At 35.0% G+C, this 14,481-nt stretch carries 12 protein-coding genes; 10 read left to right on the top strand and 2 right to left on the bottom strand.

Annotation, left to right across the window (positions count from 1 at the left end; translation table 11 throughout):
* Position 1: 1 nt before the first annotated feature.
* The 8 genes from MKS83_RS08195 to MKS83_RS08160 all read left to right on the top strand — a co-directional run bounded on the left by MKS83_RS08195 (position 2) and on the right by MKS83_RS08160 (position 8,626).
* Positions 2-904 (top strand): 1-aminocyclopropane-1-carboxylate deaminase/D-cysteine desulfhydrase, encoded by a 903-nt coding sequence (locus tag MKS83_RS08195; RefSeq protein WP_240582750.1) that lies wholly within the window; start codon positions 2-4, stop codon positions 902-904.
* Between the two features lie 15 nt (positions 905-919).
* On the top strand, positions 920-1,978 hold the full coding sequence (locus MKS83_RS08190) for a glucosaminidase domain-containing protein (RefSeq protein ID WP_240582749.1): 1,059 nt from the start codon (positions 920-922) through the stop codon (positions 1,976-1,978).
* Between the two features lie 84 nt (positions 1,979-2,062).
* Complete coding sequence (hemL, locus tag MKS83_RS08185) at positions 2,063-3,349, top strand: glutamate-1-semialdehyde 2,1-aminomutase (protein ID WP_240582748.1); 1,287 nt, start codon at positions 2,063-2,065, stop codon at positions 3,347-3,349.
* Positions 3,350-3,796: 447 nt separating this feature from the next.
* Positions 3,797-4,162: a hypothetical protein gene (locus MKS83_RS08180; RefSeq protein WP_240582747.1), complete on the top strand. Its 366-nt coding sequence runs from the start codon at positions 3,797-3,799 to the stop codon at positions 4,160-4,162.
* A gap of 30 nt (positions 4,163-4,192) precedes the next feature.
* Entirely contained in the window at positions 4,193-4,744 is a 552-nt protein-coding gene (locus tag MKS83_RS08175) for a hypothetical protein (RefSeq protein ID WP_240582746.1), read from the top strand.
* Between the two features lie 339 nt (positions 4,745-5,083).
* Complete coding sequence (locus MKS83_RS08170) at positions 5,084-6,415, top strand: amidohydrolase (protein ID WP_240582745.1); 1,332 nt, start codon at positions 5,084-5,086, stop codon at positions 6,413-6,415.
* A gap of 52 nt (positions 6,416-6,467) precedes the next feature.
* Positions 6,468-7,313, top strand: a complete 846-nt coding sequence (locus tag MKS83_RS08165; protein ID WP_240582744.1) for a helix-turn-helix domain-containing protein — start codon at positions 6,468-6,470, stop codon at positions 7,311-7,313.
* Positions 7,314-7,390: 77 nt separating this feature from the next.
* Positions 7,391-8,626, top strand: a complete 1,236-nt coding sequence (locus MKS83_RS08160; protein WP_240583174.1) for an amidohydrolase — start codon at positions 7,391-7,393, stop codon at positions 8,624-8,626.
* A 112-nt stretch (positions 8,627-8,738) separates the two neighbouring features.
* On the opposite strand, the gene MKS83_RS08155 is transcribed toward MKS83_RS08160, so the two are convergent.
* Entirely contained in the window at positions 8,739-9,950 is a 1,212-nt protein-coding gene (locus MKS83_RS08155) for a hypothetical protein (RefSeq protein WP_240582743.1), read from the bottom strand.
* Positions 9,951-9,974: 24 nt separating this feature from the next.
* A complete protein-coding gene (locus MKS83_RS08150) occupies positions 9,975-12,443 on the bottom strand; it encodes a TonB-dependent receptor domain-containing protein (RefSeq protein ID WP_240582742.1) in 2,469 nt (822 codons plus the stop codon).
* Positions 12,444-12,628: 185 nt separating this feature from the next.
* Here MKS83_RS08150 and MKS83_RS08145 point away from each other — a divergent pair, with 185 nt between their 5' ends.
* Both MKS83_RS08145 and MKS83_RS08140 read left to right on the top strand, forming a co-directional pair.
* Positions 12,629-13,306 (top strand): response regulator transcription factor, encoded by a 678-nt coding sequence (locus tag MKS83_RS08145; RefSeq protein ID WP_100376361.1) that lies wholly within the window; start codon positions 12,629-12,631, stop codon positions 13,304-13,306.
* 44 nt (positions 13,307-13,350) lie between these two features.
* A complete protein-coding gene (locus MKS83_RS08140) occupies positions 13,351-14,382 on the top strand; it encodes a sensor histidine kinase (RefSeq protein ID WP_240582741.1) in 1,032 nt (343 codons plus the stop codon).
* The last annotated feature ends 99 nt before the right edge of the window (positions 14,383-14,481 follow it).

Below are 14,481 nucleotides of genomic sequence, written 5' to 3'. Positions count from 1 at the left end.
AATGAAAATCCCGGAAATACATATTCCCATTCTTGAAATTCCTGTTGAGAAAAAGGTGAAACTCTTTATAAAAAGAGAGGATCTTATCAACTCTCAGATTTCGGGCAATAAGTATTGGAAGTTGTTTTTTAATATTAACAACTATATAAAAAAGAATCCTGAAAATCCAGCTATAATAACTTTTGGAGGGGCTTTTTCCAACCATATTTCTGCGGTTTCTGCAGTAGGAAAAATGTTGAATATTCCTTCTCTGGGAATTATCAGAGGAGAAGAGCTGCAGGATAAATGGCGAGATAATCCGACTTTAGTTTTTGCAGAGAAAAACGGGATGAGTTTCAGATTTATCACCCGAGAAGAATACCGGGATAAAGAAAGGCTTATCCAATCTTTACAGGAAGAATTTCCCGAAGCTTTAATTATTCCGGAAGGAGGAACCAATGAAGATGCCGTAAACGGGGTGAAAATGATGCTGAATGATGAAACAAAAGATTTTGATTATCTTTGCACCGCCGTTGGAACCGGAGGGACGATTGCCGGAATTTTGAAATTTTGTGAAGATAATCAGAAAGTTATAGGTTTTAAGGCGGTAAAGGATTCTTTATTGGAGAATAAAATATTTGAATTAACTTTGAAAAGAAATTTTGATCTAATAGATTCAAGTTTTGGAGGTTATGGTAAAATAAATGATGAAAACATCCGTTTTATCAATGATTTTAAAGAGCGATACGGAATTCCTTTGGAACCGATATATACAGGAAAGATGATGCAGAGGATTTTTGAACTGATTGATGAAGGATATTTCCCTGAAAATAGCAGGATTTTGTGCTTTCATACCGGTGGATTGCAGGGAATTGAGGGAGCAAATCTGCTTTTACGAAAACAGAATAGAAATTTAATTATATAAGTAAAATTGAAAAACATGAAAAGACTTTTCTTACTAATTAGCCTTTTAGTTTTATCAAAATTCTCAGCTCAGACCTGGGCAACTGAAGATCAATATATCCAAAAATTTGCAAAATACGCGGTAGAGGAAATGGAAAAATATAAAATTCCGGCTTCTATCACTCTTGCACAGGGACTTTTGGAAACCGGAGGCGGCCAAAGCCGATTGGCTCAGGAGGGAAAAAATCATTTCGGAATAAAGTGTAAAGAAGATTGGACCGGGAAAACAATGAAGCATACCGATGATGCTCCCAACGAATGTTTTCGTGTATACGATGATCCGAGGAAATCATACGAAGATCACTCCATATTTTTGTCAACAAGAAAATATTATGCGAATCTGTTTAATCTTGATATGAAAGATTATAAAGCATGGGCAACAGGTTTGAAAAAAGCAGGCTATGCTACCAATCCACGTTATGCTTCAATCCTGATCGGGAAAATTGAAAAGTATAGATTATACGAATTTGATGATACTAATTCTAAAGAAGTTCTGTACGCTGTTTTGAAAATGTATCCGGATCTGAAAGATGACAGAACGTTTATGGCACAGCTTGAGCCTTCAAAAGCGGTAAAAAAATCAAAAGAGCCGGTTACGGTAGAGGTTCCTTATAAGGCAACTTCTTATGCTCAGCAGCAGAAAAGGGTAGAGAAGATTAAAACAAAAGCGGAAATCCTTAATTCAATTCTGATTAAAAGCCATCCCAATGACGGCTTAAAATATATCATCATTCCGGAAGATACCAATGTGCAGTTTATTGCCAATAAATTTAAAATAAGCGAGAGTAAGCTTTTAAAATGGAATGAACTAGAATCTGATGTGCTGCATAAAAACGATATTATTTTCCTTGAATCCAAAAACTCAGACGGAAATACTCCTACCTACAAGGCAGAATCAGGCGAAAATATGCATGATATTGCTCAGAAATTCGGAATTAAATTGAATAAATTATATGCAAAAAACAGAATGGATGAAGGGCAGAAACCTTCAGCAGGACAGTTGATTTATTTAATTGATAAAAAACCCAGAAACTAATTTAATTTATATATTGATGATTGCTAGTTGATGGTTAATATTGGCCACTGACTAGCAATTATTAATTTTACCACTATAAAAGATATGAGATACCAAAGAAGCTCGGCTTTATTTGATGAAGCTTACCAATACATTCCCGGCGGAGTCAATTCTCCGGTTCGTGCATTCAAGTCGGTAGGAGGAGTTCCTGTTTTTATGAAATCTGCAAAAGGCGCTTATCTTACAGATGCTGATGATAATACATATATTGATTATATAAATTCATGGGGACCCGCTATTTTGGGACACACCCATCCGGAAGTGTTGGAAGAACTGAAAATTCAGGCAGAAAAAGGTTTTTCTTTCGGTGCACCGACTGAACTGGAAACTGAGATCGCAAAATTTATTACTCAGAATGTTCCGAATATTGATCAGATCAGAATGGTTTCTTCAGGAACCGAAGCTTGTATGAGTGCCATCAGATTGGCAAGAGGATTCACAGGAAGAGATAAATTTATAAAATTTGAAGGTTGTTATCACGGTCACTCAGATTCATTTTTGATCAAGGCAGGGAGTGGAGCAGCAACATTTGGAAATCCGAATTCTCCGGGAGTGACTGCGGGAACAGCAAAAGATACTTTATTAGCAAGATATAACGATTTTGAGCAGGTGGAAGATCTGTTCAGACATAATCAGGGCGAGATTGCAGCGGTAATTATAGAACCTGTAGCCGGAAATATGGGGTGTGTTCTTCCTGAAAATGAATTCCTTCAGAAATTGAGAAAAATCTGTGATGAGAATGGTACTTTATTGATTTTCGATGAGGTAATGACAGGTTTCAGATTGGCTTTTGGAGGTGCTCAGGAGCTTTTCAATGTAAAAGCTGATTTGGTAACATATGGTAAAGTAATCGGAGGCGGACTTCCGGTTGGTGCTTTTGCAGGAAGAAATGAAATTATGGATCATTTAGCACCTAAAGGAGGAGTTTACCAGGCAGGAACATTGAGTGGAAACCCTTTGGCAATGAGAGCTGGTTTGAAAACTTTGCAGATTATCAAAAACGATCCTGAATTCTTCAACAGATTAGCCAAAACGACAGAAACCTTAGATTTTGAAATCGGGAAAATTTTAAATGAAAAAGGAATCGCGCATAAGATCAACAGAAAAGGGTCTATGATGTCTGTATTCTTCCATATCAACAGAGTTTCCAATTTTGATGAAGCTCAGAATGCGAATCATTCACTGTTCAATAATTTTTTCCATCAGCTATTACAAAACGGAATCTATCTTCCGCCAAGTGGCTATGAAACGTATTTCGTTAGTGATGCAATAAAAGACAGAGAAATTGATATGACGTTGGAAGCAGTCAGAAAATTTGAATATTCTAATTAAGATATTAAAAGGATGAGGTTTTTACTTCATCCTTTTTTATGCACTTCTTTGCTATGCATTGGTACAAAGCTCCTTTAGAGTTTTTTTTGTTTAAAAATAAAATAATTTACTCATAAGTGAATTATTTTATATATTTTTGAAAAGAGTTTTATTTATGATAAAACTTTAATATCCATAACCATATCACAATATGAGAAATGCAATTTTTTTTAAGTTGTATAGTAAAAAACTATATCTAATTTTTATTGCTTCGAAAGATGATTCCTTACTTGAGAATCACAACATATCTTTTAATAAAATCTTTCTTTATCTAAAATTTTCCACTAACAATTTTGTTGCAATGGTAAGCTCTAATTTTTTGGCTTGTCAATTATCCTAGTATAAATAAAAGGCATCATTCTTTTAAAAATAGAACTTTAAAAAATATTAATTACAAAATTAAAAATCATGAAAAAAATCGCATTTATTGCTTTAATTGGCAGTACACTAATGATGAGTTGTCAAAATGAACAAAGGCAAACTGTAGAAACACCAGAAACGGTAGAAACCCTTAAAGCTGATGCTGTCAATAATTTTGAAAGTGCTTTAAAAGCTATTAGCAAAGGAGGTGAAAGATATGTTGGCGAAAATAAGTTGCTTAATGAAGAGGGAATCAAGATTCTTTTACCTGCTGCTACACAATTGGCTTTGGATAAAGGGATCTCTGAGGTGGAATTACAAAGACTTAGTAAAAGGGATGTAATAGAAAAAGGTCTAAGAATTTATCAGGAAAATATCGCAATATATAGAACAAAAGTAAAATCAAATAATTAAAATACTACTATGAAAAAGCTATTAACACTTTTGCTGGCATCAGGTTCAATTTATTTTATTAATGCTCAAGGTCCTCCGTATGCTGCGACCGATGAGATGCAGATTCTGAATTATAGTAAATTTATGATGGGTGGGCACGTTAGTGCTACTAATAACGGTTCTTTTCCTGCGTTGAGTGGCCCATTTAGTGATAATATTTATCCTGTAGGAGATCCTTTGGGGCGTAATATAACTTCTTACAGAAAATATATGAATTCTCATCTGTCATCTGTTCCAATAAATAATTGGTGGATAGCAACAGCTGCTACAACATCTTATTTAACTCTACCATCTATAAGCCCGGCATTAAACACTCCATTTGGAACTTTAACGGGTTGGGGAGGTATGCAAGTGGAATACTGGGAACCTAATAATGGTTTGCCATCAGGAGGATTTTCTGTGAACTATGATGCAAGAATAGAATCGCCTGGTGGAACGCATATGATACTAACTTACCCGATGACGTATTCTGATGCTAATCTATCTGTAACTTCTTTTTATACAGGTGGAACAAATAATGACTATATTGTAGTTATATCTTAGAAGTATTTCAATCTTTTATAATAAGCAGAGTAAAAAAGAATACTTCTTCAATGAGAAGTATTCTTTTATGCTTTACATTTATTTCTCAAAAAATCTTAAATCTGACTTGAGGAATACTGTTGCCAGAGATCATCAGGCTATTCTTCTTTTGTAAACTCTTACTATTTTCAGTTACTGATTCTAAGATTATGATGAGCAATAATACGTTCTGAAAATAATTGATTAGTATATCTTTTATAAAAAGAAAAATTTAGTTCTGATAAATCGTACAGAGAATACAATAATTCATACCACTAATTCCTTTTCATTCTTTCTAGATTTGTTCTAAATAATTTGGAAATGAACACTTCAGGCAGCATATCACGGAAAGATTTTCTTAAAAACTCAGCTTTAGCAATGGCAGGATTGGCTTTAACTTCAAATATGATGGGAGCAACTTCAATTTTTAATGATGCAACTATTTCTTCAAAGGAAAAATTAGCTTTAAAAAACGTTCGGCTTGAAACAGGTTTTGAATATGAAGAAGGTGAAGTGATAGCTACAAAAACCGATTTATTTTATATTGAAATTGAAAATGGGAAAATCACAAAGATTTCTCCCAATCAACCTAATGCAAAGGTTATTGATGCAAAAGGATTTCTAATGCTTCCGGCTTTCAGAGATATGCACATTCATCTGGATAAAACTTTCTATGGTGAAAAATGGCAGGCTGTAAGAAGAAGAGTCGGCGGAGTGAAAGGAATGATTGCTCTCGAACAGCAAATGATGCCTGAGTTATTGAAAAATTCAACATTTAAGGCGGAAAAAATGATTGAGTTATTGCAATCAAAAGGAACTTCCTTTGCAAGAAGCCATGTAAATATTGAACCTACATCCAAATTACAATCTTTAAAGAATCTGCAGAAAGCCTTAGAGCATAAAAACAAAACTTTCGGAGCGGAGTTAGTGGCTTTTCCACAACATGGAGTTTTCTATACAGATTCTGTTCCGTATCTGAAGGAAGCCGCGAAAATGGATATTGATTTCATTGGTGGAGTAGATCCTTTTACTATTGATGGAGCGATAGAAAAAACAATCGACTTTACGGTTCAGTTGGCGTTAGATAACAAAAAAGGAATTGATATTCATTTGCATGAAAGCGGAGACTCCGGTTTAAAGACGGTCGAATACTTAATTGATAAAGTCAACGAAAATCCTTCATTGAAAGGAAAAACCTATTTAAGTCATTGTTTTGTTTTAGGTAAACTGGAGAAAGCAAAACAGGAAGAAGTTGCAGAAAAGTTGGGTAATGCAGAAATCGGGATTGTTTCTACGATTCCTTTTGGCGGCTTAATTATGCCGATTCCGACTTTATATAAACATAATGTGAAAGTATTGACCGGGAACGACAGTATTGTTGATCACTGGAATACTTTCGGGACGGGAAATGTGTTGCAGAAAGCTAATCTAATGGCACAGTTGTATGGACAATCTACAGAATTCTTATTATCAAGAAGCCTGAAACTGGCGACAGCAAATGTTTTACCATTGGATGATAAAGGGAATCAGCAGTGGCCAAAAGCTGGCGATCAGGCAAATCTGATTTTCTTAAATGCAAGCTGTTCTGCGGAAGCTGTTTCAAGAGTTTCTCATGTGGAATCATTGATTCATCAAGGGAATATTGTGTTTTAAAAAGAATTTCATTCTGATAAAATTTACGTATTTTAGGGTAAATTATTATGGAATGAGCCATCAGTCAGATTATTTTCCTATTCTCAGTATTCATGAATTTGCAGAGAAGCAGTCAAAAACCTGTGATCTTTTGTTTAATGAATTGAGCGGTGAAAGAAAGATTGATGAGCCTCATAAACATGATTTTTTTATCATCAATCTTTTTGAAAAAGGAAAAGGATTCCATATCATCGATTTTGTGGAATATCCAATTCATGATCATCAGATTCATCTGGTGTTTCCGGATCAGGTTCATCAATGGACAATTGAAAAAGAAACCGTTGGCTATCAATTGATGATCAGCAAAGGGTGGTACGAAAGTTTTCTTCCTGCTTTACGGTTTTCTTCATCTTATTATTTCCAGCATCCTGCTTTTACAGTTTTGGAAGAAATTTTTGCATTGTTATTACATGAATTTCAGGCCATAAAAAAAGAACTCAGTGAAGAGAAAGTATTTTGGGAACTCATTCAAAAAAGAAGCGAACTTATCGGTTTATTGGTAAGTAAATCAGTAGAAGGGGCTTTTAAAGATTTTGAAACTTATAATTCGAATCCTATTATTTCGAAGTTTCTGAATTTAATTAATGAATATTTTAAAACGGAACGTTCGGTTTCTTTTTATGCGGATAAATTAAATATTTCAGCAAATTATCTCAATATTGTCTGTAAGAAAACTCTTAATACATCGGCATCTTCATTAATTCAGGACAGAATTCTACTGGAGGCAAAACGGTTGCTGAAAGTTTCCGAAATGTCAGTAAAAGATATTGTTTATGATCTGGGGTTTTACGATCATGCCAGTTTTTCTAAATTTTTTAAAGTTCAGACCGGAATGACGCCTTCACAATTCAAAGAATAATCTGTACAAAATCTGAAATAATTTATACACCTGTTTAAATTTATCCCGGTGTAATTTTGTATGACTAAATGAGAGTTATGCAATCGTCTTATCAATTTATAGCAAAAGGAAATTATTCGCTGAAAAATGTCCGTCTGGAAACAGGCTTTGAATATGATAATGAAGTTGTAATCCGGACGAAGACAGATCTGTTTTGTATTGAAATTGAAGATGGGAAAATAAAATCGGTAAAGCCAAACAATCCTGATTTAGAAGCAATCGATGCAAAGAGAAAACTGATGCTTCCTGCTTTTAAAGATATGCATATTCATCTGGATAAAACTTTGTACGGACTTCCGTGGCAGGCGCTTTCGCCTAAAAGAAGAACAGTAAAAGATATGATTGCCTACGAACAGGAAATCATTCCGGGGCTCTTGAAAACTTCTGTGGAAAGAGCGGAACAGTTGATTGATCTGTTACAAAACTACGGGACGAATTTTGCAAGAACGCATTTTAATATTGATCCTACTTCGGGGCTAAAATCATTGGAAAATTTAGAAAAAGCGTTAGAAAATAAAAAAAGCTCATTCAGTGCAGAGTTGGTAGCTTTTCCTCAGCATGGCGTTTATTATACAGAGTCGGCTCCTTTAATGAAGGAAGCGGCAAAACTGAAAAATGTAGGCTTTATTGGAGGTCTGGATCCTTTAAGTATTGACGGAAGTATTGAAAAGGTGCTGGATTTTACGGTTCAACTGGCTTTGGATAACAAAAAGGGAATTGATATTCATTTGCATGAAGCCGGATCGGGTATGAAAACAATCAATTATTTAATAGATAAAGCCATTGAGAATCCTGAACTTCAAGGGAAAACTTTTGTAAGCCATGCATTTGCTTTAGCTTATTTAAATACAAAAGAAGCGGAAGAGATTGCTGAAAAATTAGCCGCTGCAAAAGTAGGAATTGCTTCTTCTGTACCTTTTAGGGGAAAAATAATGCCAATTCCTACATTGAAAAAATATGGAGTAAATGTTTTGATCGGAAATGATAACGTTCAGGATTACTGGAGTACATTCGGATCAGGAAATATGCTGCAGAAAACCAATTTAATTGCAGAGCTTTATGGCTACGAATCTGAATTTGAGCTTTCCAGAGCATTGGAATTTGCGACTCAAAATGTTCTTCCGCTAAATAATAAAGGAGAGCAGCAATGGCCGAAAACCGGTGATGAAGCCAATGTGGTTTTAGTGGATGCAAGCTGTTCTGCAGAAGCAGTTTCGAGGATTTCCCATGTGGAAGGTTTGATGAATAAAGGAAATCTATTTTGGAAAAAGTAAATATAATATATAGTTGTGTTTTTTTAATACTTGTTTTTATCAATGAAATAATCCATCCCGATGACGAGATGGATTATTTTTTAACTTGATATGAAGAATTGTTACTATATGCTTAGTTCATCGCATCAGTTGTATCGAAGCTTGTAAGACCAGTCCATCCTTTAGCCCAATCAGGTAAAGCTGTTCCGTTTCCTGCTCCTAATGCAGCTGAATTTTCAGAGTAAACAGAAGTGATATCCACAGCTGTTCCTGCAGTGTTTTTAGCTTTAGACTTTGTGGCAACATTTATAAATCTTAAGTTTTTGATGTAAGATCCTCCCTGGAACCAAGCTAACGTTCTGTCTGTTTCAAAATCTAAACCTGTAGTATAGTTTGCCAAAACGATGTTGTCGAATTGTCCGTTAGATCCTGCTCTTACTTTCATCCCCTGAGATTCTGATCCGCCAGTGTTACCTAAGAAAGTAGCATTGGTGATCGTAGGATTAGAAACTCCGTTTCCGAAAGTTGTGTTCGGGTTTGTATCCTGAGTATCAGCTTCAATACCTCTGTTTCCTGGTTCTGTAGCAGTCTGATATTGTTTTTTTCTTGCTACATAAAGGAAGTTTGCCGTTCCTTTGTAACCTTCTGTCCAGTCGAAACCGTCATCTCCAACACCTGTTACTACGATGTGATCAAGATTTGGGCTTCCTCCGAAACATTCGATACCGTCATCAGCACCGTCAGTTACATAGATATAAGAAAGAATAGTTCCGCTACCCACTCCGAAAAGAGAAAGTCCGTTGAATTCTTTTTCAGGGTTATATTTAAATCCGCTGTCTTTAATTACCACATATTTAATAACTCCCGAGTTATCATTATTGTCACTTCCTCCATAAGTAAGATCTCCTAATTCTGAAGTAGAAGTTCCTAAAGCACTTCTGTTTGAAGGTGCATTACCTAGAACTACGATACCTCCCCAATGTCCTTGCTTGTGTGAAGTTCCTTCGAATACAACAGGGCTGGTTGCTGTACCGTTGATGTATAATTTACCACCTCTGTCAACAATAAGATAGTTAGCTCCTTCCGCTACAGTGATTCTGGTTCCTGCAGGAATAACAAGGTTTGCACCACTTTCTACCAATACTCTTCCAGTAATTGTATATACTTTTGATGGATCTAAAGTTACTGTAGTTCCGGCAGCAATACTTCCTTTAAAGTTACTTGGATCAATTGTAGAGATGTTTTCAGATGAATCGTCATCAGAACTGCTACAAGAGATTGCAGTTGAAGAGAATGCCGCAGCTAATGAAAAGAAAAGAGCAGCTTTTAAGATTGTTTTTTTCATAACCTTATATTAGATTTAATATTATTAAAATTTGTATGATAAGCTTAAACCAACCTGACGTCCTTTTGTATAGTCTCTGTTGATCAATGTAGCTGTTTTATTTTCCTGTTCTATTTTATTGTGAGGGTTTAATAGGTTTTTAGCAGAAACTCCGATTCCTATTTTATCCAAAGTGAAGTTTAAATTAAGATCTAAAAGATCTCTTGCAGTTTCATAAAAATCTCCGATATCAGTTGTTCCCAAAGCATAAAGGTTTTTCCCTATGTGAGAATACACAACCACAAAGTCTAATGAATTTAAGTTGCTGTTCCATTTATAATTGTAGCCTAAGTTTACGTTGGCAATAAAATCTGCAGCTCCCTGAAGGGCATTTTTATCTTTAGTAAACACAACCGTTTTTCCTTTGTTTTCTTTTGCAATATCAGCCTGAGACTTAAGGTTTTGCTCAGAATGCATATACGTACCGTTCAGGAAAGTATAGATTTTTGAATTGCTCCAAGAATAGATGTCTTTTCTCACCTCTACTTCAGCTCCTACGATATATCCTGAATCTGCAGCATTAAAATACGTCATATCACTTGGTGCAGAACTCGCATAAGTGGTTCTTGCGATTGGATTCTGGATATATTTTCCGAAAGCCGCTACTGAAACCAACTCACCGGATTTAGGGAATAATTCCCACTTCAAGTCAACATTATAGTTGTCAGAAGGAGCAAGATCCGGATTTCCGTATGTATTCGTCGTTACATCATAATATGCAAAAGGAATAAGTTCTTTAGCTTGTGGTAATGTATAGGTTTTAGAGAAAGATAATCTTAAGTTTTGCTTGTCGTTAAGACTATATTTAGCATTTAAAGCCGGTAAGAATTTATTGTACTGCTTATTCTTTTTACCTTCTCCCTGAACAGGGTCAATCCACTTCATCTGCATATCGATGTAATCGAAACGTCCTCCTACCTGTACGATAAATTTATCAGAAAGCGTAATATCTACATTGGCAAATCCCGATTGGATATTCTGTTTTGCCGTATAGTTGAAAGGCGTAAATAATTTTGCTGTCGGCTGGAATGTCTGGTAGGTGAATAGGCTGTTGTTTGTAGCGTTAATGAAAGCATCAATGTTATTAGGATCTACCTGAGGAGAAAGACCGAAGTTCATACCAACAGTAGTATAGTTGAATTTTCTGTCTTTGTATTGTCCGTCGTATCCTGCAGTAATTTTGAATTTGTTTAAAGTTTTAGAAAGGTAAGCATGACCTAAAACCGTATTGTCTTTTAACTCGTCAAAATATCTGTGGTTATTGATCGCACTTCCTGAAATAAGCTGCATCGTTGTTGCATCAATAGTATTCTGCATACGGTCTGGTCTTTTGCTGTTCAGCATATTGTAACCCACCGCCCAGTCTGCAGTCCATGTATCACCTAACTTGTGTGTACCTAATAATTGGTTTACCCAAGTGCTGGTAAGTTTATTATCACCTCTGTTAATGATTACATTTCTGTCGACATCATAAGAATATCCTTTGAATATTTTGGCAGTCTGTTCAGAAGAGTGAATGAAATTTGACGTGAAGTTAATTTTGTTGCTTGAATTGAATTTATACCCTAAATTAACTAAAGCCGTAGTATTCGTTTTATAATTAGAACGCTCTACATTGAATTTTTTGTTTGGTGTATTATCTGCAAAATAGAATCCTTCCTGTCCTTCACTGTATTCATAGGCATTCTCAAATCCTGCATAGCCAAAGACAGAGAATTTTCCGAAAGTTGCCCCTCCTTCAATATTCATATCCGTATTGAACGGATTGTCTGCATTTTTGAAATTCCATTTTGTTTTAAAAGGATAGCTTTGGTAAGGATTTCCTTTAGTAAAAGTAGTTTCCTTAAATCCGAAAAATCCTGGAGCTCCATCTTGTACTTTGAAATTATTGCTATCAAAAGTCTGAAGATTGATGCTGCTTCCTAAACCGATCTTAAAATACGGTTTACCAGTAAACTCTTTAGAAACAATACTGATGCTTGCTCCTCCAAAATCACCCAATAATTTGGGGTTATATACTTTATCTAATGAAATATATTCGATCATTGAAGTCTTGAAAATCGAAAGATCGATGTTTCTGTTCTCCGGATCGTCAGACGGAATGGGTAATCCGTTTAATGTAGTACTGTTATATCTGTCACCAAGACCTCTTACGAAAATCTGTCCGCTTCCTTCTTGCTTAATAGTTCCGGTAGCTTTTGTTACAGCGGTTGCAACATCTCCTACACCTTGCTTTGCAAGCTGTACAGAACCTACACGCTCTATAACTTCTACAGATTTCTTTTGTACGCTGATAAGATTAGCTTCAGTGCCTTTCTTGGTAGATCCTTTAATGATAACACCTTCAATTTTCTTTTCTTTCTTTACCGTGTCGTTTTTGGTCGATTGAGCGTAAAGTACAGTTCCCGATGTTGTTAAAAACAAAACTGCGATACTCAGTTTTCTAAAATTCATTTCTTTTACTATATTCTTTCGGTGCAAAGGAATAAAAGATTGCCGGGGTAAATGGTTTAGTAAAATTTAAATTTTTCTTAACTAAACATTAAGAAAAGAATATAATTGTTAACTTTATGTGAACGATGTGTGATTTGTTAATCTGTGCTTTAAAAATTATTAACTTTGACTCGTAAAAATTAAAAATGAACCAAAAGAAAATCCTCTTAATAGACGATGAACTGGATATTTTAGAGATTCTGTCTTACAATTTAGAAAAAGAAGGCTACGATATTTATACCGCTACCAATGGTAACGAAGGAATTGACAAAGCCAAGGAAATTATTCCAGATCTTATCTTATTAGATGTCATGATGCCGGAAAAAGACGGTATCGAAACCTGTCAGGAACTTCGTAAAATAAAAGAACTTCAAAAAACATTAATTGTTTTTCTTTCTGCAAGAAGCGAAGAATTCTCACAATTAGCAGGATTTCAGGCAGGAGCCAATGATTATATTGTGAAATTAATCAAACCGAAAATCCTTACCTCCAAAGTAAATGCATTATTACAACTCACTTCTCAGGTTTCGGATAATACTAAATTAATTGAAATCGGAGATTTGGTAATTGACAAGGATAATTTCAGAGTTTCAAAAGCCGGGCAACAGTTTTTATTACCTAAAAAAGAATTCGATTTGTTGTATCTTTTAGCTTCCAATACAGAAAAAGTATTCAAAAGAGAAGAGATTCTTGAAAAAGTTTGGGGAAATGATGTAATTGTAGGGGAAAGAACGATCGATGTTCACATCCGTAGATTAAGAGAAAAATTAGGAATTAATACTATTCAGACCTTAAAAGGAATAGGATATAAGCTTATTGTTTAATCTGAAACTTTAGATATACAACTAATTATTAAATATTTGTAAAATTGAAATTTTACAGACTTACTCTCGCCACCTCTTGTTTACTTACAGTGGTGATGTTTCTTTTGGTCATCACTTTTGATTGGCTAAAGGATCTTTATGATCAGACTCCATTCTTCAGAATAGGACTTCTGATCTGTCTGATTCTTATTTTCATTATCAATTATCTGGTGTTGGAGCTGCTTTTCAATTATTATGGAAAAAAGCAGGTTCGTGGACTTTCTCAGCTCTTACCTCAGGAAATTGTTCAGGATAATGATGAGAATATTACCATTAAAGAATTGGGGGAGAGATTTTCCGATCTTAATCAGCAGAAAGTTTCTGAAATTGACATGATGAAAGAAATGGAAAGCTACCGTAAAGAATATATCGGTAATGTTTCCCATGAACTTAAAACTCCGTTATTTTCAATCCAGGGTTACGTAGAAACATTAAGAGACGGAGGAGTCGATAATCTTGCCATTCGGGATAAATATCTGGAAAGAATTGATAAATCTGTTGAAAGGCTGATTGCCATTGTTACAGATTTGGATATGATCAATAGGCTTGAAGCAGGTGAAATCAACCTTACCATTTCCAGATTCGATGTAAATCTCCTGATTAAAGAAATTTTTGATTTACTCGATCTTGAAGCGGAAAAACGCAATACTACATTACAGATTCAGACTCTGCATCCTCAGATTTTTGTAGATGCTGACAAACAAAAAATATCACAGGTTTTTATTAACCTAATTTCCAATGCTATTCACTATGCCAACAGGCAGGAAGCCAAAGTGGTGGTGAAAACAAGTATCCTTAAAAATAAAGTTCTTATTGAAGTTATTGATAACGGAATGGGGATAAAATCCGAAATCCTACCCAGGATTTTTGAGAGATTTTATCGTGTGGAAACCAGCCGGAGCAGAAGGGAAGGAGGTTCTGGTCTGGGCTTGGCAATTGTGAAGCATATTCTGGAAGCTCATAACGAAAACATTACGGTGGAAAGTGTATATCTTGAAGGAACAAAGTTCAGTTTTATGCTTGAAAAAAGTAAATAACTCCGGCAAAATGTAAGAAAAAAAAATATTTTAAAAAATTCTGAAATATTTTTTTGTCACATGTCATTTATTATATATTTGCAGCAGAGATTTATCATA

Origin of the sequence: Chryseobacterium sp. Y16C (assembly GCF_022488405.1) — a bacterium.
In the GTDB taxonomy this organism is placed as follows: Bacteria; Bacteroidota; Bacteroidia; order Flavobacteriales; family Weeksellaceae; genus Chryseobacterium; species Chryseobacterium geocarposphaerae.
The sequence above is the reverse complement of the archived record's forward strand: the minus strand, read 5'-3'. Positions and strand labels throughout refer to the sequence as shown.